The sequence below is a fragment of the Bradyrhizobium sp. Kon10 genome (genome assembly GCF_055807395.1).
The window spans coordinates 229,518-251,462 of sequence record NZ_JBVVOZ010000007.1; the positions used below are offsets into that span (position 1 = coordinate 229,518).

A 21,945-nucleotide genomic window follows, 5' to 3' on the forward strand; every position below is an offset into this window, starting at 1 on the left:
TTGCTGGCGCGTTCGGCTCGATCAATCGGCTCGAGAGTCAAAGCGTCATGCGTCAACGGTTCAGTCCTGCTCGGCTTCTTGCGTCCGCCTCGCTGGTCGCGGTGGTAGCGGTCAGCCTCGGCGGCTGCACGGCAATGTCAAAGCTCTCGGACGTCACCGGCTCGATCGGCCCGAAGGCGGAAGCCGCCCCGACCGATCCGGCGCGCGCCGCCGAAGTCTATGGCGAGCGCTATCGTGCCAATCCCAAGGATGCCGACGCGGCACTGGCCTACGGCCAGGCCTTGCGCGCCAACGGACAGCGCGCGCAGGCCGCCGCCGTGCTGGAACAGGCGACCATCGCCAATCCCGGCAATAAGGCGCTGCTCGCTTTGTACGGCCGCGCGCTCGCCGACAACGGCAATTTCCAGCAGGCCTTCGACGTGCTGTCGAAGGCGCATTCGCCCGACAATCCGGACTGGCGCCTGCTCTCGGTGCAGGGCACTGCGCTCGACCAGATGGGCCGTCACGACGAGGCACGTGCCTACTATGCGAGCGCGCTGAAGATCGCGCCGGGCGATCCCGGCGTGCTTTCCAATCTCGGCCTGTCCTACATGCTGTCGAGGGATCTGCCCAAGGCCGAAGATGCGCTGCGACAGGCCTACGCCTCGCCGCGCGCGAGCGCCCGGGTGCGGCAGAATCTCGGCCTGGTGGTCGGCCTCCAGGGCCGCTTCGCCGAAGCCGAGACCATCGTCAGGGCGGACCTGCCGCCGGACCAGGCCGCAGCCGATGTCGCCTATCTCAAGGAGATGCTGAGCCGCAATGACTCCCCGCGCGGTGCGCCGAAGCGGACACCGGTGGCGTCGCTCAGCCAGCCTGACTGATCAGACCGATCTTCCAATCCTGAAGCCGTAAGGCCGTCCGCGTTGCAGTCGGACTGCGTCAGTGCAGCTCGGAGATCTTGATGCCGGTCGGTCCGAGAATGACGACGAACAGCACCGGCAGGAAGAACACGATCATCGGCACCGTCAGTTTCGGCGGCAACGCCGCGGCCTTCTTCTCGGCCTCGTTCATGCGCATGTCGCGGTTTTCCTGTGCCATGACACGCAAGGATTGGCCGAGCGGAGTGCCGTACCGTTCCGCCTGCTGAAGCGCCAGACACACCGATTTGACGCCTTCGAGGCCGGTGCGTTTGGCAAGATTCTCATAGGCGACCTTGCGATCCTGCAAATAGGACAGCTCGGCCGTGGTCAGGGTGAACTCCTCCGAGAGCGCGATCGACTGGCCCACGATTTCGGTTGCGACTTTCCGGAACGCCATTTCCACCGACATGCCGGATTCGATGCAGATCAGCAGCAGATCGAGCGCGTCGGGAAACGCGCGCTTGATCGAGAGCTGGCGCTTGGAGATCCTGTTCTTCAGGAACAGCATCGGCGCCTGCAGGCCGGCATAGGCGGCGACGACGCACATGCCGATCTTGACCGGCATCGACTTCTCCATGTGTGCGATCAGGAACACGTAGACGACCGAGCCGACGAACAGCACGAGCGGGGCCACCATGCGGGCAAATAGGAACGTGACGTAAGGCGCATGACCGCGATAGCCCGCCATGATGAGCTTGTCGCGCGCCGCTTCCTGCGCCAGCCATTTGGTGAGGTTGAAGTCCTCGACGACCCTGGACACGAGTTGCTTCGGCGTCTGGCGTAGCGAGACCTTCTCGCTTTTGTTGAGACGTTCGCGCTCGCGCTGCCGGATGCGCTCACGCTCGCTTGCCACCGCCTTCATGCGCTTGGAGAGGCCTTCGCCGGCGAACAGGGGCATCACCAGCGTATACACCGTGGCGCTGGCCGCGATGGCCGCCAGCAGCATGGTCATGAAGTGGGCGTCGTGCAGCTTCGTGACGAGTAAATCGACCATATGACACCATCAGAAATCGAAGTTGATCATCTTCTTCATCACCATGATGCCGATCGACATCCAGACGACGCAGCCGACCAGCATGAGCTGGCCGGTGGGATGGGTCCACAGCAGCGAGATATAGCCGGGCGTCGTGAGATAGACGAGGAACATCACGATCGGAGGCAGCGAGCCGATAATGCCGGCCGAGGCCTTGGCCTCCATCGACATCGCCTGGATCTTTTCCTTCATCTTCTTGCGGTCGCGCAGCACCTTGGAGAGGTTGCCGAGTGCTTCGGACAGGTTGCCGCCGGACTTCTGCTGGATCGACACCACGATGCCGAAGAAGTTGGCTTCCGGCAACGGCATGCGATCATAGAGCCGCGCACAGGCCTCGCCGAGCGGCATGCCGATCGTCTGCGTCTCGATGATGGACAGGAACTCGCTGCGCAGTGGCTCCGGCGCGTCGGCGGCGACGACCTTGATCGATTCGAACAGCGGCAGACCGGCTTTGATGCCGCGGACGATCACGTCGACGGCATCGGGCAGTGCCGCCAGGAACTTGTTTTCGCGGCGTTTCTTCAGGAAACCCAGTGCCCAGCGCGGCAGGCCGAAGCCGCCGGCAAAGGCGAGACCAGCGGCGCCGAGCAGGCCGCCACCACCGAACAGGGCCACGAAAAAAAACACGCCCGCCAAGACCGCGGACGCGATCCAGAATTTCTGCGGCGTCCAGTCGAGCCCGGCCTGCGACAGGCGGATGTGGAGCGGAACGCTCTTCTCCTGTGCCCGTCTTGACTCGAGATCCTTGAGCGAAGTCTCGACCTGCTCGCGGCGCGATCGCTGGCTCTTCTCGGCCTGCTTGGCCGCGGGCGCTTCGGCCCGCGAGATCGAGGCGCGGCGGTTCTCGGCCTTCCGTTCCCCGGACAGCAGCGGATAGAGGAAGACCCAGGCCATGCCGCCGACGGCGGCGGTGGCGAGGAAGGTGAGGGCGAGGACCTGCATGTTCATGGCTGGGCCGACCTGCTCACTTGGTTGGTGCCACTTCCGCGGCGTCGAGCGCAGCGGCAAGGCGTTTCTCGTCGCCGTAATAGCGCGCGCGTTCCCAGAACTTCGGACGGCCGATGCCGGTCGAGCGGTGCCGGCCGATGATCTTGCCGTTGGCGTCCTCGCCGACGAGATCGTAGAGGAAGATGTCCTGGGTGATGATGGTGTCGCCTTCCATGCCCATCACCTCGGTGATGTGGGTGATGCGGCGCGAGCCATCGCGCAGGCGCGCGGCCTGGACGATGACGTCGATCGAGGCGCAGATCATCTCGCGGATGGTGCGGGAGGGCAGGGAAAAGCCGCCCATCGTGATCATCGATTCGCAGCGCGACAGTGCTTCGCGGGGATTGTTGGCGTGCAGCGTCCCCATCGAGCCGTCATGGCCGGTGTTCATGGCCTGCAGCAGGTCGAACGCCTCGGGTCCGCGGACTTCGCCGACGATGATGCGTTCGGGACGCATACGCAGGCAGTTGCGCACCAGCTCGCGCATGGTGACCTGGCCTTCGCCTTCGATGTTGGGCGGGCGGGTTTCGAGCCGCACCACGTGGGGCTGCTGGAGCTGGAGCTCGGCCGCGTCCTCGCAGGTGATGACGCGCTCGTCGTGCTCGATATAATTGGTCAGGCAGTTGAGCAGCGTGGTCTTGCCCGAGCCGGTACCGCCGGAGATCAACACGTTGCAGCGGACCCGGCCGATGATCTGGAGGATCTCGGCGCCCTCCGGCGAGATCGCGCCGAACTTGACGAGCTGATCCAGCGTCAGCTTGTCCTTCTTGAATTTGCGGATGGTGAGCGCGGGACCATCGATCGCGAGCGGCGGCACGATGGCGTTGACGCGGGAGCCGTCGGCGAGGCGCGCGTCGCAAATCGGCGAGGATTCGTCGACGCGCCGGCCGACCTGGCTGACGATGCGCTGGCAGATGTTGAGGAGCTGCTGGTTGTCCCGGAAGCGGATTCCCGTTCGCTGGATCTTGCCGTTGACTTCGATGAAGACGGTGCCGGCCCCGTTCACCATGATGTCGGCGATATCGTCGCGCGCCAGCAGCGGCTCGAGTGGACCGTAGCCAAGCACGTCGTTGCAGATGTCGTCGAGCAACTCCTCCTGCTCGGCGATCGACATCACAATGTTCTTGATCGCGATGATCTCGTTGACGATGTCGCGGATTTCCTCGCGCGCGGACTCGGAATCCAGCTTGGCCAGCTGGGCGAGGTCGATAGCCTCGATCAGCGCGCCGAAGATGGTCGCCTTGACCTCGTAATAGTTGTCCGAGCGGCGGTTCTCCATGACCGGCGCGGGCCGGGCAGGGGCGAGCGGCGGCGAGGCGACGACCGGCGGGGGCGGCGCGCGCGACGCCGTCGGCGCCAGAGCCGGGGCAGGCTCTGGCGACACGGCGCCGGGCTTGGAAGCCCGGGCGTCGGTGTCTGTTCCGCTACGCTTACCGAACACTTAACGACTCCATGCGGCGGCTTATTTTCCGCGCAATTTCTCAATCAGGGGTGAAAGCAACGACGACTTTTGCTTCTTGGTTTCGCTGCGGCCGGTCAGGCGCTGGGCGATCTGGAGGAACATGTCGATCGACTTGTGGTTGGCGGAGATCTCCGCGATCATCTGGCCGTTGTTGGCCGCCGAGCCGAAGATCTGCGGCTCGAACGGGATCGAGACGACCGGCTGGCTCTCGATCGCCTTGGCGAATTCGGCCGCGGCGATCTCCGGCCGTTTGGGGACGCCGACCTGGTTGAGGCAGTAGAGCGGCGGCCGGTCGTTGGGACGGGCGGCCTTCAGGAGATCGAACAGGTTTTTCGTGTTGCGCAGGTTGGCGAGATCAGGCGCCGCCACGATCAGGATGTCGTCGGCACCGATCAGGGCGCGCTTGGTCCAGCCCGACCATTGATGAGGAACGTCGAGCACGATGCAGGGCATGGTCGCGCGTAGCGTATCGAACACCGAATCGAAGGCATCGATGCCGAAATCATAGACCCGGTCGAGCGTCGCCGGTGCCGCGAGCAGGCTGAGGTGATCTGTGCACTTCGAGAGCAAACGGTCGATGAAGGCCGTATCGACGCGATCGGGCGAGAACACGGCGTCCGCTATGCCCTGCGGCGGGTCCTGGTTGTAGTCGAGACCGGCGGTGCCGAAGGCGAGGTCGAGATCGGCCACCACCGCATCCATCGCGAGGTCCCGCGCGATCGCCCAGGCGACATTGTGGGAAATGGTGGAGGCGCCGACGCCGCCCTTGGCGCCGACCACCGCGATGATGCGGCCGACCGCCTTGGCTTCCGGCGCCGAGAACAGGTTGCAGATCGAACGCACGACGTCGATCGCGCCAACCGGCGCGAGCACGTAGTCGCTGACGCCGCGGCGCACCAGCTCGCGGTAGAGCATGACGTCGTTGATGCGGCCGATCACGACCACGCGGGTGCCGGCGTCACAGACGGTGGCGAGCTGGTCGAGCCCCGCCAACAGGTCGTTGCGGGTGTCGCTCTCGAGCACGATGACGTTCGGCGTGGGCGCCGAGCGATAGGCTTCGATCGCAGCCGCCATGCCGCCCATCTGGATCTTCAGATGCGCCTTGCCGAGACGGCGATCCTCCCCGGCCGATTGCACGGCGGCGGCGGTCTCCACGGTTTCGCAGAAGGCCTGGACCGAAACGCGGGGCGCGGGCGCAATATGCTCCTCGGCCGGCGCAGGGGCCTCCGGCTGCTCTTCTTGAGTCTGGCGAGCGTAGTTGATCATTTGCCGGTATCGCTGAGTTTGGCCCGTTCGGCCTCGGGATAGGTGACCGCCGTCGGAGCTCCCTTGCGATACTTCTCGAAGGCGGCGGTGCGTCGCGCGGTATAGGCCGCTGTCTCAGGCCGCGGCTGCTCGAGATCCGTTGGATTGTCGACCATGGCCGCGAGGTTGCGCTGATAGGCGCAGCCGAAATTGTAATAGTCCTTGTTCTCGAACCAGCTCTTGTTCTTCATCGAGGGACCGAGGTCCTCCGGCCACAGCCCGCAGGGGCCCGCGACCGCGGCGATTTTGGAATAGGTCAGCCGGATCGGCGGAAGGAAGCGCTTGTCTTCGGGCTGGTAGGGACGGGCGATGACGCCGCGCGGAGGAACGCCCGCTGCCGCCAGCATCGCCTGGATCTCGCGCATCGATTCCGCCACCGGATGCGCATTGGGCACTCCGGACGGCACGTCGATATGGATGGCGCCGGTGCCCTCGTGCAGCCAGGTCGAAGCCAGGCCCATCACGTCGGCGCGCTGGGCGGCGCTCAGACCGCCGCGGGCATGACCGACGAAGACGACGATCGAGCGGTTCTGCTCCTCGATCGCGATCGGGTGACGCTGCTTGTAGTCGTCGGGAATGGACGCGGTGGCCACTTCGTCATGCTGGCAGCCGCCGAGCGCGAGCGCGATACCGACCAGCGCGCCACCGAGGCCGATGGCGCGTCTGCGAATCTGGGGTGGTCTTGTGGTCATAACGAAGTCCCCGTTCCGCTTCAGTCGGTGATGAAGCCGTAGGTGCCGCGGTAGTTCTTTGCGGGCTCGGTTTTGCCGGGCACGCCGTAGATGCGGTTGATGTTGCCGAGCAGTTCGGCCTGCGGATCTGCGGGCGCCGAGAAACCGTCATCCGGCCGCGACAGGTCCTTCTGCGCCACGGCCCGCACGATATAGGGCGTCACGATCACGACCAGCTCGGTCGAGTTGTTGACGAAATCGCGGCTGCGAAACAGCGAGCCGAGCACCGGGAGCTGCATCAGGCCCGGCAATCCGCTGATCGCCTGCTTGGTCTGCTGCTGGATCAGGCCGGCCATCGCCATTGCGCCACCAGAGGGAATTTCGAGCGAGGTCTCAGCGCGGCGGGTCCTGATCGAGGGCACCGTCACCGAGTTCACCGAGGTATTTGTCACCGCCTGCGACAGCGTAATCGCGTTATCATTGGAGAGCTCCGATACCTCGGTCATCACCCGCAGGCTGATCTTGCCTTCGCTCAGAACCACCGGGGTGAAATTGAGCGAGATGCCGAACTTCTTGAAGCTGATCTGGGTGGTGCAGACATGCGTGGTGGGGTCGCACGCATAGCCTGCCGGCACCGGGAACTCGCCGCCGGCGATGAAGGTCGCCGATTCACCCGAGATCGCGGTCAGGTTCGGCTCGGCCAGCGTGCGGATCACGCCTGCGGTTTCCATCGCGCGCAGTGTGGCCTGCACAGACGGCGTCGCGCCGAATTTCGTGGTCAGAGCGTTGCTGTCCACGAGATTGTGGCCAACAGCCGTGAACGGGTTGGAATTGCTGAAGCTCACCACCGACGTGCCGTAATTGAGGTTGGCCGTGAGATCGATGCCGAGTTGCTTGACGATGTTGCGCGCGACTTCTGCGACCGTCACCTTCAGCATGACCTGGTCGCGGCCACGGACCACGATCGAGTTGACCACCTTCTCGGGGGCGCCGGCGAGGCGCGCGGCGAGGTCGTTGGCCTGCTGCGCTTCGCCCGGGTTCGCGGCCGTGCCGCTGAGGACGATGCCGTCGCCGAGACCGTCGATCTGGATATCGGAATTGGGCAGGATCTGCTTCAGCGCGGCACGCACGCCGTTGAGGTCGCGCTTGACCGCGATGTCATACGCCGCGATCTGCTGGCCGGCGGAATCGAAGAACACGATATTGGTCTGGCCGACTGCGGCGCCGATGATATAGGCGCGCTGGGACGAGCGCACCACCGCATTGGCGATCTTGGGATCGGCGACCAGCACGTCCTTGATGTCGCGCGGCAGGTCGATCACGATCGACTTGCCGACGCCGAGCGAGAGGAAGCGCGCGTTCATCTGGCCATCAGCCGCAACCGGCGCGACCGGACGGTAGTCGGCAGCCACCACGGGCGTGAGCGCCGGATTGAGCGTCAGCGCGACAGCGGCCGAAAACGACAGGGCGCGGACCGTCGAGGCTCGCATCGTCACCAAATCCGCCCTGCATTTCATATTGCCGGTCCTCATCGTACCTTCGCCGTCTGACTTTGAACGCCGTAGCGAATGATCGAAATGCCATCGCGCTTCTGTGCGGAATCGTCGAGCGTGATCTCGCTGATCTTGACGTCGGCAATGCTGCGCAGCGCCAGCGACAGCGTGCCGCTCTGGCGGGCGGCGGAAAGCGTCTGGGTCTGAGCGGGATTGAGTTCGAGAGTGACGGTCTTGCCGATCACCGCGTTCTGGCCGTCCTTCTCCTTCGGCGCCTGATCGATGGCGAGCACGCGGACATTGGCCAGGATGATCTCCGACGTGATGATGTCGGCAGCACCGGCGCTCTGGTCCGGATTTTTGAGACGGCGCGTGAGAAGCACGTCGACCCGATCGTTGGGCAGGATGAAGCCGCCTGCGCCGGTCTCCGCCGAGATTTCGGTGGAGATGGCGCGCATGCCGGTCGGCAGGATCGCGGCCATGAAGCCGGAGCCATCGGCCTTGACCAGCTTCTGGTCGCGGATCGGCTCACCCTGGATGAAGGGCGCGCGCGCGATCGAGCCGGCGACCTGGGTCACGCCCTCCGGACGTTCGCTGCGGCGGATGAAGGTGGAGCTGGCGGCTGCGGTCGGCCAGGTCTGCCACTGCACGTCTTCCGGCTTCAGGGTCTGGCCGAGTCCGATATCGGCCTTGGCCACCAGCACGTCGACGGTGGGGAGCTGCGCGACCGGAGCGGGAGGCGGCGCAGAATTGTCCGAGCCGCTCGCCAGATACGCGGCGATGCCGCCGGCGCAGATGGCGACCGTCAGGACGACAATGCGTGCCCTATTCATACGCTTCACTTTCCAACCAAACGCCGCGACGCTTCCGCCGCCGTAATCGGCAGTTGACCAGCTATTCGTCAAAGCATGGTTAATGAGGCGTATCTAAATCGGCTTAACGCCGGGTTTATGCGGGGCTTTCAGCGCATTGCGAGGTGAGCGAGGTCGATCGCTTTCACCCATTCGGTTTCCGGGTAGACCATCAGCGCGCTGAGCGCGAGCGCGATGCCGTAGGGAATGCCGCTCTCCTTGGCGTGCAGCCGCGCGAGCCAGGCCTGGCCTGCGAGCCCGTAAGGCAATGGCCATTGCCGGAACTGGAGCAGGAGCAACGTCAGCGCGCCGCCGAACAGCGAGGCGTAAAGCAGGAAGTCCATCAATTGTGCGAAGCCGAACCAGAGCGCGACGGAGGCCGCGACTTTCGCGTCGCCGCCGCCGACCCAGCCCATCGCAAAGCAGGTGAACGCTACCGCCAGAACAACCGCGCCGGCACCGACATGGCCCAGCAATACGTAAGGTGCCATGCCACCGGCAATGGCGAGCACGAAGAAGCCCGCAACCAGCGCCAGCGAGACGCGGTTCGAGATGGTCATCGTGAAGAGATCGCTGGCCGCGGCAAACGCGATCAGGGCCGGGAAGAGCAGAAGGCGCGCGAAGTCGAGGATCATGGGCTTGCGTCTTGAGGCCTGGGTCTGTCGCCGGATCGGGGCGTCGGCGCAGGCTAGCGGGCAGTGCTAAACAAACCGACAATGGCGCGGCAGCCTCGGAACCGGCGAGCCGGTGCCGGCGGCCTCACCAGATGCTGGCAATCCGCGTCGCGAGCGTGACCACCGCGAGCAGCAGCGCCAGGCAGATCCAATAGACCGGCGCGTCGGCGCGCGCCGTTTCGGTCTCGGTCGCCGCAATTGCGGCATCGGTTCTGTACCTGCGCAACGCCACTGGAACTCGCCGTGTCCGAAAATACAAAGGCCCCGGAGGTCCGGGGCTTTTGCCGTCGTTGTCGGTCGCTTACTTCAGCGAGGAGCTGATCGAGCCGAACTTGGCGTTCAGCGTGGTGCCGAGGTTGTTGACGACCGTGATGATGGCCAGCGCGATGCCGGCGGCGATCAGGCCGTATTCGATGGCGGTGGCGCCGGATTCGTCGTTCGCGAAACGCGCAATCAGGTTCTTCATGAACTAAACTCCATCTGGGGTGAGGTCGCCTCGTTCGGCGCTGTCTTGACCCGGCGACCATGTGAGCCGAGCTCTTTCGGTAGAGTTAATTCGACTGCGCAAACGCGGCCGCGACGCGATGCTTTTGGCCAGAGTGAATTTCAGCTTAAAACGGCGGGCGGAATTCGCTCGACTTGCAAACGTTCCCTCAACTTCACCCTCCCTTAAATCTAGCGGAGTAGGCGTAGACAGGATCCGCAGTCTGGAAGCGAGGCGACGATGTCGAGCCTACCCCTGCAAGTCGCCCTGATGCTCGGCGAGACCATCGCGAAGGTGATCCCCGTCACTTTGATGCTGGCGGTGGTCTTCACGGTGCTCGAGCATTTCTGGGCCTGTAATCCCGGCGCGCCGTGGTGGCGCAAGCGGGAGATCGTGACCGACATCTGCTACTGGTTCTTCGTTCCGGTATTCGCCCGCACCATGCGGATCGGCCTTCTGATCGTCACCGCCGGAATCGTCTTCAACATTCACGATGCCGACGAGCTGATCGCCTTCTATGACAACGGCCACGGCCCGCTGGCGCAATTGCCGCTCTGGGCGCAGGGCGTGCTGTTCCTGGTCCTGGCCGATTTCATGCTGTACTGGCTGCATCGGCTGTTCCACGGCGGCGGATTTTGGAAGTACCACGCCATCCACCATTCCTCCGAGGAGCTTGGATGGATTTCCGCGGCCCGCTTCCATCCGGTGAATCTGATGCTCGGCACCATCGGCGTCGATGTCGTGCTGCTGATGGCCGGCATTTCTCCGAACGTGATGATCTGGGTCGGCCCCTTCACCACCTTCCATTCGGCTTTCGTGCACGCCAACCTGAACTGGACCTTCGGTCCATTCAGATATGTGCTGGCGACGCCGGTGTTCCACCGCTGGCACCACACCTCGCTCCAAGTGGGCGGCGACACCAATTTTGCCGGCACCTTCCCGATCTGGGACGTGCTGTTCGGCACGTTCCGCATGCCGAAGGCTGAGCTGCCGCAGGATTACGGCAAGGACGAAGCGACCATGCCCAAGGAGATCGCAGGCCAGCTCGCCTACCCGTTCCGCCACTAGGACCGGCCCCAGGGCCTTGAGGCCGCAAAACGCCAGTCGTTCAAACAATGGTCGGCGAATTTGCGGAACGTTCACGAATTGCGGGCAGGTTAGCCGGGTCGGGCGCCGGCTCCGCTTTTCGAATCGCTTCTGCCGGCTTGTACGTCCCGGGGTGAGAGTATGCGTAAAGAGTTCCTGCGCCGTCATGCGCGTGTGTGTCTTCTGGCTGCGGCCGCGGCGCTGGTTGCGCCAGCCGCCGGCCAAGCCGAGTCCACCGCCGAAGCCATCGCCGTCAATGTCGATCAGGCCAAGCTGGTGCGGCTGCCCGGCAAGGTGGCTACCATCGTGGTGGGTAATCCCCTGATCGCCGATGTCACGCTCCAGCCGGGCGGGATGATCGTAGTGACCGGGAAGGGCTACGGCGCCACCAATTTTGTCGCGCTGGACCGCGGCGGCGAGATTCTGGTCGATCGCCAGATCCAGGTCGAAGGTCCGAGCGACCGGCTCGTCACCGTCTATCGCGGGATCGAGCGCGAGTCCTACAGCTGCATGCCGATCTGCCAGCGTCGCGTGACGCTCGGGGATAGCGATGCCTACTTCAACAACACGATGAGCCAGGCCGGTTCGCTGAGCAGCAATGCCAGCAGCGGCGGCGCGGCCGCCAAGACAAACTAAAGAGACAAACTAAAGAGACGAACTAACAAGACCAGCTCGCAAAAGCGCGGGCGCTCGTTCCGACAATGAAAAAGGCCGTGCATTGCGCACGGCCTTTTCCTTTGACTTGTTCGCGCGATCCGGGCCTGAGGCCCGGCAGGCTCAGCCTGCGTCGCGGAGGTTGTCGGCAGCCGACTTGCCGGACCGGCGATCGGCCACGATCTCGTAGGAGACCTTCTGGCCTTCGCGCAGCGTGCCGAGTCCGGCGCGCTCGACGGCGCTGATGTGAACGAACACGTCCTGTCCGCCGTCGTCGGGTTGGATAAAGCCAAAGCCCTTGGTCGCGTTAAACCACTTCACGGTTCCCATGCTCACGGGGGTAGTTCCTTCTCAGATAACACAATGTAAGAGCCCGCTCGCGCAGGCAGGTTAGATCGAATTTCTGGAAGGGTCGTCAGCGTGTCTGAACCGGCTGTACCGGTGGATGCCAATGTCGTCCGGCCGAAAATCGATGAACTGATTTTATTGGAAATAAGGCGGCAAAACAATCCTGACGCGCACGATTTTTTGATCCGCCGTCTTGTCCACGGCGGATCAGCATGCAGGTCAGAATTTTAGTTCCGCACTGACGGCCTGAAGCGGGTCAACGGCGGCGGAATTGGCCACCGCGCTGTCCGGGACGCGGAGGGCCACCGGTCCCACTGGGACGTTCGTCCTTGTGACGGAAAATCAGCCGGCCCTTTTCGAGATCATAGGGCGACATCTCCACCGTCACGCGGTCGCCCGCCAGCGTCTTGATGCGGTTCTTCTTCATCTTGCCGGCGGTGTAGGCAACGATCTCGTGTCCGGCGTCGAGCTGCACGCGATAGCGCGCATCGGGGAGGATTTCGGTGACCAGTCCTTCGAACTGGATCAGCTCTTCCTTAGCCATGAATTTCTCCAGGTCGTGGGCGGCTAGTGCGAATAGGGTTTGCGGGTCGGCTGGCCCATCGGCCGACTGTCACGGCGCAAAAAGGCCACGCCTTGTATCCCATCAGGCTTTCCGGCGCTATGCGCAGAACGCTGTTCCGGTCGGTCGTTTGACGAGGAATGCGGCTTGCCGCCGGAGGGGCGACGGCGTGCACCCTTGGAGACCTTCTGGCCGCCACCAGGCCGTCCGTCAACATGCCTTGCGTCACCGTGCCGAGCTTCGCCGGGCCTTCCATCGCTCGGCTTGCCGCCGTTATGGCGCCCGTCACTGCGCCTGTCGTCACCGCGCCGTGCCTCACCATGCCTCGCGCCTTGCGGGCGCTGGCCTGGGCGGCCGGGCCGGCCCTGCCGTTGCTGCGACGGGGGCGCGCCCGCATCGTTGCGGCCCGCGTCCGTGCGATGATCTTCCCGCGGCAGCGCCACCTTGATCAGCCGCTCGATGTCGCGGAGATAGCCGAGCTCCTCACCGCCTGCGACCAGCGAGATCGCGGTGCCTTCGGCGCCGGCGCGCGCGGTGCGGCCGATGCGGTGGACATAGGTCTCGGGCACGTTCGGTATGTCGAAATTGATGACGTGGGTGATGCCGTCGACATCGATGCCGCGGGCGGCGATGTCGGTGGCGACCAGCGTGCGGATTTCACCGGAGCGGAACAGGGACAAGGTCCGCTCGCGATGGTTCTGCGACTTGTTGCCATGAATGGCGCTGGCGGCGATGCCGGCCCTCTCCAGAGTTTTCACCACCTTGTCGGCACCGTGCTTGGTACGGGTGAAAACCAGCGCGCGGTTGATCGGCTCGTTCTTAAGGAGCTTGGTCAGGACGGCGGGCTTGGCCGCGAAGTCGACCTGAATGATGCGCTGATTGATCCGCTCGGCCGTCGAGGACACCGGGGTGACGGCGACGCGGGCGGGGTCCCGCAGCATCGCGTCCGCGAGCTCGGCGATATCCTTCGGCATCGTGGCCGAGAAGAACAGCGTCTGCCGCTTGATCGGCAGCTTGGCGACGATCTTCCGGATGTCGTTGATGAAGCCCATGTCGAGCATGCGGTCGGCTTCGTCGAGCACCAGGAATTCGACGCTCGAAAGCTTGAGCCCGTTGCTCTGGACGAGATCGAGCAGGCGGCCGGGAGTCGCGACCAGCACGTCAACGCCCGGCATGAGCGCGCGGACCTGGCGCCCCATCGGCACGCCGCCGATGGCGAGCGTCGAGGCGAGGCGAAGGTGGCGACCATAGGCGTTGAAGCTGTCGAGGATCTGGCCGGATAGTTCGCGGGTCGGCGAGAGCACCAGCACCCGGCAGGTCTTCGGCTGCGGCTTGATGCGGTTCTCGAGCAGGCGGTGCAGGATCGGCAGCGCGAAGGACGCGGTCTTGCCGGTTCCGGTCTGGGCGATGCCGACGACGTCCCGGCCGGTCAATGCCAGCGGGATAGTCTGGGCCTGGATGGGGGTGGGGGTGACGTACTTCTCTTCGGTGAGAGCGCGCGCGATCGGTTCGGCGAGGCCGAAATCCTGAAACGAAGTCAAAAGGTGGGTTCTTTCCATGTCAAATACGAGCGCCCGGCCAGTCGGCGGGGCACGCGCGAGAGGGTGTCGAGAAGACACCTGCGTGTTTGGGGTGTCGGATGGCTTGATGGGATGGGGCAAGCCAGAGGCCCGAGAGGGCTTAAGAACACGCGGCTCGCAACGACCGTTCGATTCGCGAACGATCTCCGCGTTATATGGAACATCGGCGGGGCGCTTTCAAGGCAAGTGTTCGTCCGGCAGCGATTTACCGGGCAAATAGTTATGCTGGTATTTTAGTCAGATATGATGTCTTGCTCACAAAATAGACAGTCTGCCGCGTTCGCATACATTTTATTCGCCCAAATGTTGAGCAGCCTGACTGCGGCGAAACTTTGACTGAGCCGGAATTACGTATGTCTGCCAATCGGTTGGCTGGTGTCGAGCCCATGGCATGGTTCTTGCGATTCCCTTAATCGCAGGCGGCCGTGGGGCCGTTTCGCAGCGTCTTTTTTCACGTCTGCGTCAGGGAGATGATACAATTATGCTTACCAAATCCACTCACGATATAGCGGTGTCATTTAGCCGCCGCGGCGTGCTTGCCGCGACCGCCGGACTGATGCTCGGTCTGGCTTCCATTTCCGGTGCGAAGGCCGCGGACGACACCATCAAGGTCGGTGTGCTTCATTCTCTCTCGGGCACCATGGCCATCAGCGAAACCACGCTGAAGGACACCATCCTGTTCCTGATCGACGAGCAGAACAAGAAGGGCGGCGTGCTCGGCAAGAAGCTCGAGGCGGTGGTCGTCGACCCGGCTTCGAACTGGCCGCTGTTTGCCGAAAAGGCGCGGGAGCTGATCACCAAGGACAAGGTCTCGGTCGTGTTCGGCTGCTGGACCTCGGTGTCGCGCAAGTCGGTGCTCCCGGTGTTCAAGGAGCTGAACAACATCCTGTTCTACCCCGTGCAGTACGAGGGCGAGGAGAGCGAGCGCAACGTGTTCTACACCGGCGCTGCGCCGAACCAGCAGGCGATCCCGGCTGTGGATTACCTGATGAAGGAAGAGAAGGTGAAGCGCTGGGTGCTCGCGGGCACCGACTACGTTTATCCGCGTACCACCAACAAGATCCTGGAAGCCTATCTGAAGTCGAAGGGTGTCGCCCAGGAAGACATCATGATCAACTACACGCCGTTCGGTCACTCCGATTGGCAGACGATCGTGGCCGACATCAAGAAGTTCGGCTCGGCTGGCAAGAAGACCGCAGTGGTCTCGACCATCAACGGCGACGCCAACGTCCCCTTCTACAAGGAGCTCGGCAACCAGGGCATCAAGGCCAAGGATATTCCGGTGGTCGCGTTCTCGGTGGGTGAGGAAGAGCTCGCCGGCATCGACACCAAGCCGCTGCTCGGCCATCTCGCCGCCTGGAACTACTTCGAATCGATCAAGACCCCGGCGAACGAGAAGTTCATCAAGGATTGGCAGGCCTACACCAAGAATCCGAAGCGTACGACCAACGACCCGATGGAAGCGCACGTGATCGGCTTCAACATGTGGGTGAAGGCGGTCGAGAAGGTGAAGTCGACCGATCCGGACAAGGTGATCGCTGCCCTTCCCGGCACCGAGGCTCCGAACCTGACCGGCGGCGTGTCCAAGATGCTGCCGAACCACCACATCACCAAGCCCGTGTTCATCGGAGAGATCAAGGCGAACGGCCAGTTCGACGTGGTCTGGAAGACGCCGGGTCTCGTTGCCGGCGACGCCTGGTCGAAGGAGCTCGACGGCTCCAAGGACCTGATCGGCGACTGGGTCGAGAAGAAGTGCGGCAACTACAACGTCAAGACCAACAAGTGCCTCGGTTCGGGCTCCTGATCCGGATATGACGGCATAGCACGACCGGAGAAGGCGGCGATCCCGCCGCCTTCTCCACCATTCTGCCGGGGTCATTCACAGTGCCAGCCAATTTGTCCGCGCGCCTCTGTTCGCTCGTGCTCTCGTTGTTCCTGATCGCGTTTGCATTGCCGGCTTTTGCCGGTCCGTTCGAGGATGCGGTCGCCAAGTTCGCCAACGACGATTTTTCCGACACCGAAGAGGCGATCGGCGCCGTCGCAAGCAGCGGCAATCCGCTGGCGTTTCCCATCATCAGCGCGCTCCAGGACGGCCGTCTGATGGCCGATCCGGACAGCAAGAAGGTTTACGTCACCGGTGTCGACGGCAAGTCGATCGATGCCGCGACCGGCCAGCCCGTGGCCGGCGTGCCCGACAGCGCAAGCGCGGTCCGCCTCAACAACCGCCTGCGCCGCAGCGTCGACGCCGCGGTCGGCGGTCTCACACTGCAGTCGCCAGATCTCGGAACACGGCTCCAGGCCGCGCAATCCGTGTTCAAGTCGCACGAGGAAACCGCGCTCGAGGCGGTCGACGGCGCGCTCGCCAAGGAAACCAACAGGTCGGTCAAGAACGCGCTGGGCGATGCCCGCGCTGCGATCCTGCTGTTCAAGCCGGACGCCACCGAGGTCGAGAAGCTTGAGGCCGTGGCCACCCTCAAGGCGCGCGGCGACCAGGAGGCGCTGGCGCTGCTCACCGGCATGGGCGACCAGCCCGCCACGGTGAGCAAGGCGGCCGCGAGCGCGATCGGCTCGATCCAGAGCTCGCTCGCGGTCTGGTCCATGGTGCAGAATGCCTGGTACGGCCTCTCGCTTGGTTCAGTGCTGTTGCTCGCCGCCATCGGCCTCGCCATCACCTTCGGCGTGATGGGCGTCATCAACATGGCGCATGGCGAGATGGTGATGATCGGCGCCTACACCACCTTCGTGGTGCAGGAGGTGATCCGCACCCGCTATCCCGGCCTGTTCGACTATTCGCTCTTGATTGCGGTGCCGCTCGCCTTCCTCGTCGCCGGCGCGCTCGGCGTGCTGATCGAGCGCAGCATCATCCGCTTCCTCTACGGCCGTCCGCTGGAAACGCTGCTCGCGACCTGGGGCCTGTCGCTGGTGCTTCAGCAGGCAGTGCGCACCATGTTCGGTCCGACCAATCGCGAGGTCGGCAACCCTTCCTGGATGAGCGGGGCCTTCGAGCTCGGCCAGATCACCATCACCTATAACCGGCTCTGGATTCTCTGCTTCACGCTCGCGGTGTTCGCGGTCCTGCTCGCGATGCTGCGCTATACCGCGCTCGGCCTCGAGATGCGCGCGGTGACGCAGAACCGCCGCATGGCGGCTTCGATGGGCATCGCCACCTCGCGGGTCGATGCGCTGACCTTCGGCCTCGGCTCGGGGATCGCGGGCATTGCCGGCGTGGCGCTGTCGCAGATCGACAATGTCAGCCCCAATCTCGGCCAGAGCTACATCATCGACAGCTTCATGGTCGTCGTGTTCGGCGGCGTCGGCAATCTCTGGGGCACGCTGGTTGGCGCCTTCACCCTCGGTATCGCTAACAAATTCCTTGAGCCGGTCGCCGGTGCCGTGCTCGGCAAGATCGCGATCCTGGTGCTGATCATCCTGTTCATTCAAAAGCGCCCGCGCGGCCTGTTCGCGCTGAAGGGCCGTGCGGTGGAAGCATGACCCCACACATGCTGACGCGATCGCTGGACCGCGGTGCGACGATCTTCCTCGCCGTCGTCGTGGCCTGCGGGATCTTCATTCCGCTCTCCAACCTGCTGCTGCCCGAGGGCTCGTCCCTGCAAGTGCCGACCTATCTGGTCGCGCTTTGGGGCAAATATGTCTGCTACGCCATCCTGGCACTTTCGATCGACCTGATCTGGGGCTACTGCGGCATTCTCTCGCTCGGCCATGGCGCCTTCTTCGCGCTCGGCGGCTACGCGATGGGCATGTATCTGATGCGGCAGATCGGGACCCGCGGCGTCTACGGCAACCCGGTCCTGCCCGACTTCATGGTGTTCCTGAACTATTCGAAGCTGCCCTGGTCCTGGTACGGCTTCGATATGTTCTGGTTCGCGGCGCTGATGGTGCTGTTGGTGCCAGGCCTGCTCGCGTTCTGCTTCGGCTGGCTGGCGTTCCGCTCGCGCGTCACCGGCGTGTACCTGTCGATCATCACGCAGGCGATGACCTATGCGCTGCTGCTCGCCTTCTTCCGCAACGATTTCGGTTTCGGCGGCAACAACGGCCTCACCGATTTCAAGGACATTCTCGGCTTCAACGTGCAGGCCGAGGGCACCCGCGCGGCGCTGTTTGCGCTGAGCTGCCTGGCGCTGATCGCAGGCTTCCTGATCTGCCGCGCCATCGTCTCTTCGAAGCTCGGCAAGGTGCTGATCGCGGTGCGCGACGCGGAATCGCGCACACGGTTCCTCGGCTACCGCGTCGAATCCTACAAGCTGTTCGTATTCACGGTGTCGGCCTGCATGGCGGGTGTGGCCGGCGCGCTCTACGTGCCGCAGGTCGGCATCATCAACCCGTCCGAATTCGCGCCGGGCAACTCGATCGAGGCGGTGATCTGGGTCGCGGTCGGCGGCCGTGGCACGCTGATCGGCGCCGCGCTCGGGGCCGTCGTCGTCAATTATGCAAAGACGTTCTTCACCTCGGGCATGCTCGCACCCTATTGGCTCTTCATGCTGGGCGCGATGTTCATTCTGGTGACCTTGCTGCTGCCGAAGGGCATCGTCGGCACCTTCAACGCCTGGTGGGAGTCATCAAAACAGAAGCGCCCTGCCGAGACCACCGCGAGTGCTGCGGCTGAAGACGGCGTCACCGAACCGAACATGGCGGAGTAGGCGCAAATGAATGTCATGGATACCCGCGCGACATCCGCGATGCTCTATCTGGACGGCGTGCACGTCTCTTTCGACGGCTTTCACGCCATCAACAATCTGTCGCTGACGCTCGCACCCGGTGAGATGCGCGCCATCATCGGCCCGAACGGCGCCGGCAAGACCACGATGATGGACATCATCACCGGCAAGACCAAGCCCGATGAGGGCACGGTGCTGTTCGACGGCGTCACCGATCTGACGCGGCTCGACGAAACCCGGATCGCCGAGCTTGGCATTGGCCGCAAATTTCAGAAGCCGACGGTGTTCGAGAGCCAGACCGTGCAGGACAATCTGCTGCTCGCGCTCAATGTCGATCACAGCGTCAAGGGCACGCTGTTCTGGCGCGGCAGCAAGGGTGAGGCCGAGCGCATCGATAAGGTGCTGGAGACCATCCGCCTCACCGAGGCGCGCAACCGCCTCGCCGGGAGCCTCAGCCACGGCCAGAAGCAGTGGCTCGAGATCGGCATGCTGCTGGCACAGGATCCGAAGCTGCTGCTGGTCGACGAGCCCGTCGCCGGGATGACCGACGTCGAGACGCATCTCACCGCCGAGCTGTTGAAGGAGATCAACAAGACCCACACGGTGATGGTCGTCGAGCACGACATGACGTTCGTGCGCGAGCTCGGGGTCAAGGTCACCTGCCTGCACGAAGGCAGCGTGCTCGCGGAAGGAAGCATCGACCAGGTCTCGTCGAACGAGCGGGTCATCGAAGTCTATCTGGGGCGCTGAGCGATGCTTGAGGTCAAGGACATCAACTTGTTCTACGGCGCGGCGCAGGCTTTGCGCGGCGTCTCGATCGCGGCCGAGCCCGGCAAGGTCACTTGCGTGCTCGGACGCAACGGCGTCGGCAAGACGTCGCTGCTCCGCGCCATGGTCGGGCAGTATCCGATCTCGTCGGGCGCGATCGTGTTCGACGGCAGCGACATCACCTTCCTCAAGCCCTATGAGCGGGCGCGCAAGGGCATCGGCTTCGTGCCGCAGGGCCGCGAGATTTTTCCGCTGCTCACGGTCGAGGAGAACCTCAAGACCGGATTCGGACCGCTCAAGCGTCAGGACAAGCACATTCCGGACGACGTGTTCTCGTTATTCCCGGTGCTGCAATCCATGCTCGGCCGGCGCGGCGGCGATCTCTCCGGCGGCCAGCAGCAGCAGCTCGCGATCGGACGCGCGCTGGTGATGCGGCCAAAATTGCTTCTGCTCGACGAGCCGACCGAAGGGATCCAGCCCTCGATCATCAAGGACATCGGACGCGCGATCTCTTACCTGCGCAATCTCGGCAACATCGCGATCGTGCTGGTGGAACAATATCTCGACTTTGCCTGCGAACTCGGCGACAGTTTCGCCGTGATGGACCGCGGCGCGGTGAAGTTCACCTGTGATCGTGCCAATCTCGACGCGAGCGAGATCAGCCGCCAGATGGCGCTGTAAGCTATTTCCGCCGCGACCGGCTGGGGAGACGGATGCGCAGCGAAATATCGGCCAATCCTTCCGACCTGGACTCGCCTGTGTTCGAGGCCAATCGCGCCCGCGGGGCGGTGCGGTTCGACGTGCACGCCCGCGACTGCGTGACCCGGCGGGGCGTCTTGCACGAATCCGGCTCCCTGCGCGTGCGCTTCCCGTCGCCGGAAGACCATGGCCTGTCCGGCGTGTTCGTCAACACGGCCGGCGGCGTCGCTGGAGGCGATCGTTTTGACATCGAGATCACCGCAGCGGACGCCGCGCGCCTGACGCTGACCACGGCGGCCGCGGAAAAGGTCTATCGCGCGCCGGGGCCGGCGGCGCAGCTCAATATTGGGCTGAAGGTTGCGGCCGGCGCGCATCTGTCATGGCTGCCGCAGGAGACGATCCTGTTTGACCGGGCGCGCGTGCAGCGCCGCTTTGATATCGAGCTCGACGACGCGGCCTCGCTTCTGCTCTGCGAGATCGTGGTGTTCGGCCGCACCGCCATGGGCGAGCGGATGGAGCAGGGCGAGTTCGTCGACCGCTGGCGGCTGCGCCGCGGCGGCAAGCTGGTCTTCGCTGAAACCATCCGACTCGATGGCAATATCGGCGCAAAGCTCGCGCGATCTGCGGTTGCCAAGGGCTGCGCGGCGATTGGCACAGCTCTGATCGTGCCCGGCGATGAGGCGCTCATCGAGCGCCTCCGCGAGGCATCGGAGTCGTTCGCCGGCGAGGTCGGGATATCGGCGTGGAATGGCTTTGCAATGGCGCGGTTCTGTGCCCAAGATGCGGCGCGCTTGCGCGCCGACATGATGGCCGTGCTGGCGCGCACCGGCAGCTCGCTGCCGCGGCTTTGGTTGAATTGACGTGTTGAACTGAAGAGATTTCGCATGAACCTGTCTCCCCGCGAAAAGGACAAGCTTCTGATCTCGATGGCGGCGATCGTGGCCCGCCGCCGGCTGGATCGCGGCGTCAAGCTCAACCATCCCGAGGCGATCGCGATCATCTCCGATTTCATCCTCGAAGGCGCGCGCGACGGCCGCACCGTCGCCGAACTGATGCAGTCCGGCGCGCAGGTCCTGACGCGCGATCAGGTGATGGCCGGCATCCCCGAGATGATCCATGACATCCAGGTCGAGGCGACCTTCCCGGACGGCACCAAGCTCGTCACGGTGCACGAGCCGATCAGGTAGTTTTGAATTCGTCATTCCGGGGCGCCCAAGGGGCGAACCCGGAATCCAGAAATTGTTGATCCAGATTCCGGGTTCTCGCTGCGCGAGCCCGGGAATGACAAGGAGGATAGAATGATTCCCGGCGAACTCTTCATCCAGGACGGCGAGATCGAGCTCAATGCCGGCCGCAAGACCGTGACGCTGACGGTCGCCAACACCGGCGACCGCCCGATCCAGGTCGGCTCGCACTACCATTTCTTCGAGACCAACCCCGCGCTGAAGTTTGACCGCAAGAAGGCCCGCGGCATGCGCCTCGACATCGCCGCCGGTACCGCCGTCCGCTTCGAGCCCGGCCAGACCCGCGATGTCCAGCTCGTCGCACTTGCCGGCAAGAAGACCATCTACGGTTTTCGCGGTGATGTGATGGGGAAGCTGTGATCGCGACATGAGGCGAGCACAGTGATTTACCACGAGATGAGCACGACAGTCTCGATCCTTTGGCCCCTTTTGGGGGCGATGGCCGGCGTGTGATCGCGACAACAGGATT

Annotated in this window: 24 protein-coding genes; 11 read left to right on the forward strand and 13 right to left on the reverse strand. The window is 64.0% G+C overall.

The window, feature by feature from the left end; genetic code table 11:
* Positions 1-47 precede the first annotated feature (47 nt).
* Positions 48-860, forward strand: a complete 813-nt coding sequence (locus tag AC0L2O_RS13435; RefSeq protein WP_473370054.1) for a tetratricopeptide repeat protein — start codon at positions 48-50, stop codon at positions 858-860.
* A 58-nt stretch (positions 861-918) separates the two neighbouring features.
* Here the strand turns inward: AC0L2O_RS13435 and AC0L2O_RS13440 are convergent, their stop codons facing one another.
* From AC0L2O_RS13440 to AC0L2O_RS13485, 10 genes are all read right to left on the reverse strand, one after another.
* Positions 919-1,893: a type II secretion system F family protein gene (locus tag AC0L2O_RS13440; RefSeq protein WP_369719418.1), complete on the reverse strand. Its 975-nt coding sequence runs from the start codon at positions 1,891-1,893 to the stop codon at positions 919-921.
* Between the two features lie 9 nt (positions 1,894-1,902).
* On the reverse strand, positions 1,903-2,880 hold the full coding sequence (locus tag AC0L2O_RS13445) for a type II secretion system F family protein (RefSeq protein ID WP_473370055.1): 978 nt from the start codon (positions 2,878-2,880) through the stop codon (positions 1,903-1,905).
* A gap of 16 nt (positions 2,881-2,896) precedes the next feature.
* Positions 2,897-4,360, reverse strand: coding sequence for a CpaF family protein (locus AC0L2O_RS13450; protein ID WP_473370056.1), 1,464 nt, complete (start codon positions 4,358-4,360; stop codon positions 2,897-2,899).
* A gap of 21 nt (positions 4,361-4,381) precedes the next feature.
* The gene (locus AC0L2O_RS13455) at positions 4,382-5,647 is read right to left on the reverse strand and encodes a CpaE/TadZ family protein (RefSeq protein ID WP_369719414.1); all 1,266 of its coding nucleotides are present in this window, start codon (positions 5,645-5,647) and stop codon (positions 4,382-4,384) included.
* Positions 5,644-6,378 (reverse strand): CpaD family pilus assembly protein, encoded by a 735-nt coding sequence (locus AC0L2O_RS13460; protein WP_473370057.1) that lies wholly within the window; start codon positions 6,376-6,378, stop codon positions 5,644-5,646. The genes AC0L2O_RS13455 and AC0L2O_RS13460 overlap by 4 nt, the downstream gene beginning before the upstream one ends.
* A gap of 20 nt (positions 6,379-6,398) precedes the next feature.
* Positions 6,399-7,874 carry a type II and III secretion system protein family protein gene (locus tag AC0L2O_RS13465; RefSeq protein WP_369726543.1) on the reverse strand — a complete coding sequence of 492 codons (1,476 nt, stop codon included), beginning with the start codon at positions 7,872-7,874 and terminating at the stop codon, positions 6,399-6,401.
* An 11-nt stretch (positions 7,875-7,885) separates the two neighbouring features.
* Positions 7,886-8,683, reverse strand: a complete 798-nt coding sequence (gene cpaB / locus AC0L2O_RS13470; protein WP_369719410.1) for a Flp pilus assembly protein CpaB — start codon at positions 8,681-8,683, stop codon at positions 7,886-7,888.
* A gap of 128 nt (positions 8,684-8,811) precedes the next feature.
* Positions 8,812-9,336, reverse strand: a complete 525-nt coding sequence (locus AC0L2O_RS13475) for an A24 family peptidase (protein ID WP_473370058.1) — start codon at positions 9,334-9,336, stop codon at positions 8,812-8,814.
* A 124-nt stretch (positions 9,337-9,460) separates the two neighbouring features.
* Positions 9,461-9,607: a hypothetical protein gene (locus AC0L2O_RS13480; RefSeq protein ID WP_369719408.1), complete on the reverse strand. Its 147-nt coding sequence runs from the start codon at positions 9,605-9,607 to the stop codon at positions 9,461-9,463.
* A 69-nt stretch (positions 9,608-9,676) separates the two neighbouring features.
* Positions 9,677-9,841, reverse strand: a complete 165-nt coding sequence (locus AC0L2O_RS13485; RefSeq protein ID WP_027530214.1) for a Flp family type IVb pilin — start codon at positions 9,839-9,841, stop codon at positions 9,677-9,679.
* Positions 9,842-10,099: 258 nt separating this feature from the next.
* Here AC0L2O_RS13485 and AC0L2O_RS13490 point away from each other — a divergent pair, with 258 nt between their 5' ends.
* Together AC0L2O_RS13490 and AC0L2O_RS13495 are read left to right on the forward strand one after the other, a co-directional pair.
* Complete coding sequence (locus tag AC0L2O_RS13490; RefSeq protein WP_473370059.1) at positions 10,100-10,927, forward strand: sterol desaturase family protein; 828 nt, start codon at positions 10,100-10,102, stop codon at positions 10,925-10,927.
* Positions 10,928-11,086: 159 nt separating this feature from the next.
* On the forward strand, positions 11,087-11,581 hold the full coding sequence (locus AC0L2O_RS13495) for a pilus assembly protein N-terminal domain-containing protein (RefSeq protein WP_369726542.1): 495 nt from the start codon (positions 11,087-11,089) through the stop codon (positions 11,579-11,581).
* A gap of 141 nt (positions 11,582-11,722) precedes the next feature.
* Here AC0L2O_RS13495 and AC0L2O_RS13500 read toward each other — a convergent pair whose 3' ends face one another.
* From AC0L2O_RS13500 to AC0L2O_RS13510, 3 genes are all read right to left on the reverse strand, one after another.
* Complete coding sequence (locus AC0L2O_RS13500; protein WP_247440128.1) at positions 11,723-11,935, reverse strand: cold-shock protein; 213 nt, start codon at positions 11,933-11,935, stop codon at positions 11,723-11,725.
* Positions 11,936-12,203: 268 nt separating this feature from the next.
* Complete coding sequence (gene infA, locus AC0L2O_RS13505) at positions 12,204-12,491, reverse strand: translation initiation factor IF-1 (RefSeq protein WP_369719404.1); 288 nt, start codon at positions 12,489-12,491, stop codon at positions 12,204-12,206.
* A gap of 23 nt (positions 12,492-12,514) precedes the next feature.
* Positions 12,515-14,068 carry a DEAD/DEAH box helicase gene (locus AC0L2O_RS13510; RefSeq protein ID WP_409190723.1) on the reverse strand — a complete coding sequence of 518 codons (1,554 nt, stop codon included), beginning with the start codon at positions 14,066-14,068 and terminating at the stop codon, positions 12,515-12,517.
* Between the two features lie 502 nt (positions 14,069-14,570).
* On the opposite strand from AC0L2O_RS13510, the gene urtA reads away from it, so the two are divergent.
* The 8 genes from urtA to AC0L2O_RS13550 all read left to right on the forward strand — a co-directional run bounded on the left by urtA (position 14,571) and on the right by AC0L2O_RS13550 (position 21,836).
* Positions 14,571-15,893 carry an urea ABC transporter substrate-binding protein gene (gene urtA, locus AC0L2O_RS13515; RefSeq protein WP_369719403.1) on the forward strand — a complete coding sequence of 441 codons (1,323 nt, stop codon included), beginning with the start codon at positions 14,571-14,573 and terminating at the stop codon, positions 15,891-15,893.
* An 80-nt stretch (positions 15,894-15,973) separates the two neighbouring features.
* Positions 15,974-17,581 carry an urea ABC transporter permease subunit UrtB gene (urtB, locus tag AC0L2O_RS13520; protein WP_473370060.1) on the forward strand — a complete coding sequence of 536 codons (1,608 nt, stop codon included), beginning with the start codon at positions 15,974-15,976 and terminating at the stop codon, positions 17,579-17,581.
* Positions 17,578-18,747, forward strand: coding sequence for an urea ABC transporter permease subunit UrtC (gene urtC, locus AC0L2O_RS13525; RefSeq protein WP_473370061.1), 1,170 nt, complete (start codon positions 17,578-17,580; stop codon positions 18,745-18,747). The genes urtB and urtC overlap by 4 nt, the downstream gene beginning before the upstream one ends.
* A gap of 6 nt (positions 18,748-18,753) precedes the next feature.
* On the forward strand, positions 18,754-19,515 hold the full coding sequence (gene urtD / locus AC0L2O_RS13530) for an urea ABC transporter ATP-binding protein UrtD (RefSeq protein WP_369719399.1): 762 nt from the start codon (positions 18,754-18,756) through the stop codon (positions 19,513-19,515).
* A gap of 3 nt (positions 19,516-19,518) precedes the next feature.
* Entirely contained in the window at positions 19,519-20,214 is a 696-nt protein-coding gene (gene urtE, locus AC0L2O_RS13535) for an urea ABC transporter ATP-binding subunit UrtE (protein ID WP_369719398.1), read from the forward strand.
* Between the two features lie 32 nt (positions 20,215-20,246).
* Positions 20,247-21,092 carry an urease accessory protein UreD gene (locus AC0L2O_RS13540; protein WP_369719397.1) on the forward strand — a complete coding sequence of 282 codons (846 nt, stop codon included), beginning with the start codon at positions 20,247-20,249 and terminating at the stop codon, positions 21,090-21,092.
* A gap of 24 nt (positions 21,093-21,116) precedes the next feature.
* Positions 21,117-21,419 (forward strand): urease subunit gamma, encoded by a 303-nt coding sequence (locus AC0L2O_RS13545; protein ID WP_298244897.1) that lies wholly within the window; start codon positions 21,117-21,119, stop codon positions 21,417-21,419.
* A gap of 111 nt (positions 21,420-21,530) precedes the next feature.
* Positions 21,531-21,836, forward strand: a complete 306-nt coding sequence (locus AC0L2O_RS13550) for an urease subunit beta (RefSeq protein WP_025576653.1) — start codon at positions 21,531-21,533, stop codon at positions 21,834-21,836.
* The last annotated feature ends 109 nt before the right edge of the window (positions 21,837-21,945 follow it).

Excerpts from the sequence above, each read along its gene's own strand:
- AC0L2O_RS13490 (WP_473370059.1), top strand. The coding sequence starts at position 10,100 with ATGTCGAGCCTACCCCTGCAAGTCGCCCTGATGCTCGGCGAGACCATC.
- AC0L2O_RS13510 (WP_409190723.1), bottom strand. The coding sequence starts at position 14,068 with ATGGAAAGAACCCACCTTTTGACTTCGTTTCAGGATTTCGGCCTCGCC.
- AC0L2O_RS13495 (WP_369726542.1), top strand. The coding sequence starts at position 11,087 with ATGCGTAAAGAGTTCCTGCGCCGTCATGCGCGTGTGTGTCTTCTGGCT.
- urtE (WP_369719398.1), top strand. The coding sequence starts at position 19,519 with ATGCTTGAGGTCAAGGACATCAACTTGTTCTACGGCGCGGCGCAGGCT.
- AC0L2O_RS13540 (WP_369719397.1), top strand. The coding sequence starts at position 20,247 with ATGCGCAGCGAAATATCGGCCAATCCTTCCGACCTGGACTCGCCTGTG.
- AC0L2O_RS13545 (WP_298244897.1), top strand. The coding sequence starts at position 21,117 with ATGAACCTGTCTCCCCGCGAAAAGGACAAGCTTCTGATCTCGATGGCG.
- cpaB (WP_369719410.1), bottom strand. The coding sequence starts at position 8,683 with ATGAATAGGGCACGCATTGTCGTCCTGACGGTCGCCATCTGCGCCGGC.
- urtA (WP_369719403.1), top strand. The coding sequence starts at position 14,571 with ATGCTTACCAAATCCACTCACGATATAGCGGTGTCATTTAGCCGCCGC.
- AC0L2O_RS13465 (WP_369726543.1), bottom strand. The coding sequence starts at position 7,874 with ATGAAATGCAGGGCGGATTTGGTGACGATGCGAGCCTCGACGGTCCGC.
- AC0L2O_RS13455 (WP_369719414.1), bottom strand. The coding sequence starts at position 5,647 with ATGATCAACTACGCTCGCCAGACTCAAGAAGAGCAGCCGGAGGCCCCT.
- urtC (WP_473370061.1), top strand. The coding sequence starts at position 17,578 with ATGACCCCACACATGCTGACGCGATCGCTGGACCGCGGTGCGACGATC.
- AC0L2O_RS13440 (WP_369719418.1), bottom strand. The coding sequence starts at position 1,893 with ATGGTCGATTTACTCGTCACGAAGCTGCACGACGCCCACTTCATGACC.
- AC0L2O_RS13445 (WP_473370055.1), bottom strand. The coding sequence starts at position 2,880 with ATGAACATGCAGGTCCTCGCCCTCACCTTCCTCGCCACCGCCGCCGTC.
- AC0L2O_RS13460 (WP_473370057.1), bottom strand. The coding sequence starts at position 6,378 with ATGACCACAAGACCACCCCAGATTCGCAGACGCGCCATCGGCCTCGGT.
- AC0L2O_RS13485 (WP_027530214.1), bottom strand. The coding sequence starts at position 9,841 with ATGAAGAACCTGATTGCGCGTTTCGCGAACGACGAATCCGGCGCCACC.
- AC0L2O_RS13435 (WP_473370054.1), top strand. The coding sequence starts at position 48 with ATGCGTCAACGGTTCAGTCCTGCTCGGCTTCTTGCGTCCGCCTCGCTG.
- infA (WP_369719404.1), bottom strand. The coding sequence starts at position 12,491 with ATGGCTAAGGAAGAGCTGATCCAGTTCGAAGGACTGGTCACCGAAATC.
- urtD (WP_369719399.1), top strand. The coding sequence starts at position 18,754 with ATGAATGTCATGGATACCCGCGCGACATCCGCGATGCTCTATCTGGAC.
- AC0L2O_RS13475 (WP_473370058.1), bottom strand. The coding sequence starts at position 9,336 with ATGATCCTCGACTTCGCGCGCCTTCTGCTCTTCCCGGCCCTGATCGCG.
- AC0L2O_RS13550 (WP_025576653.1), top strand. The coding sequence starts at position 21,531 with ATGATTCCCGGCGAACTCTTCATCCAGGACGGCGAGATCGAGCTCAAT.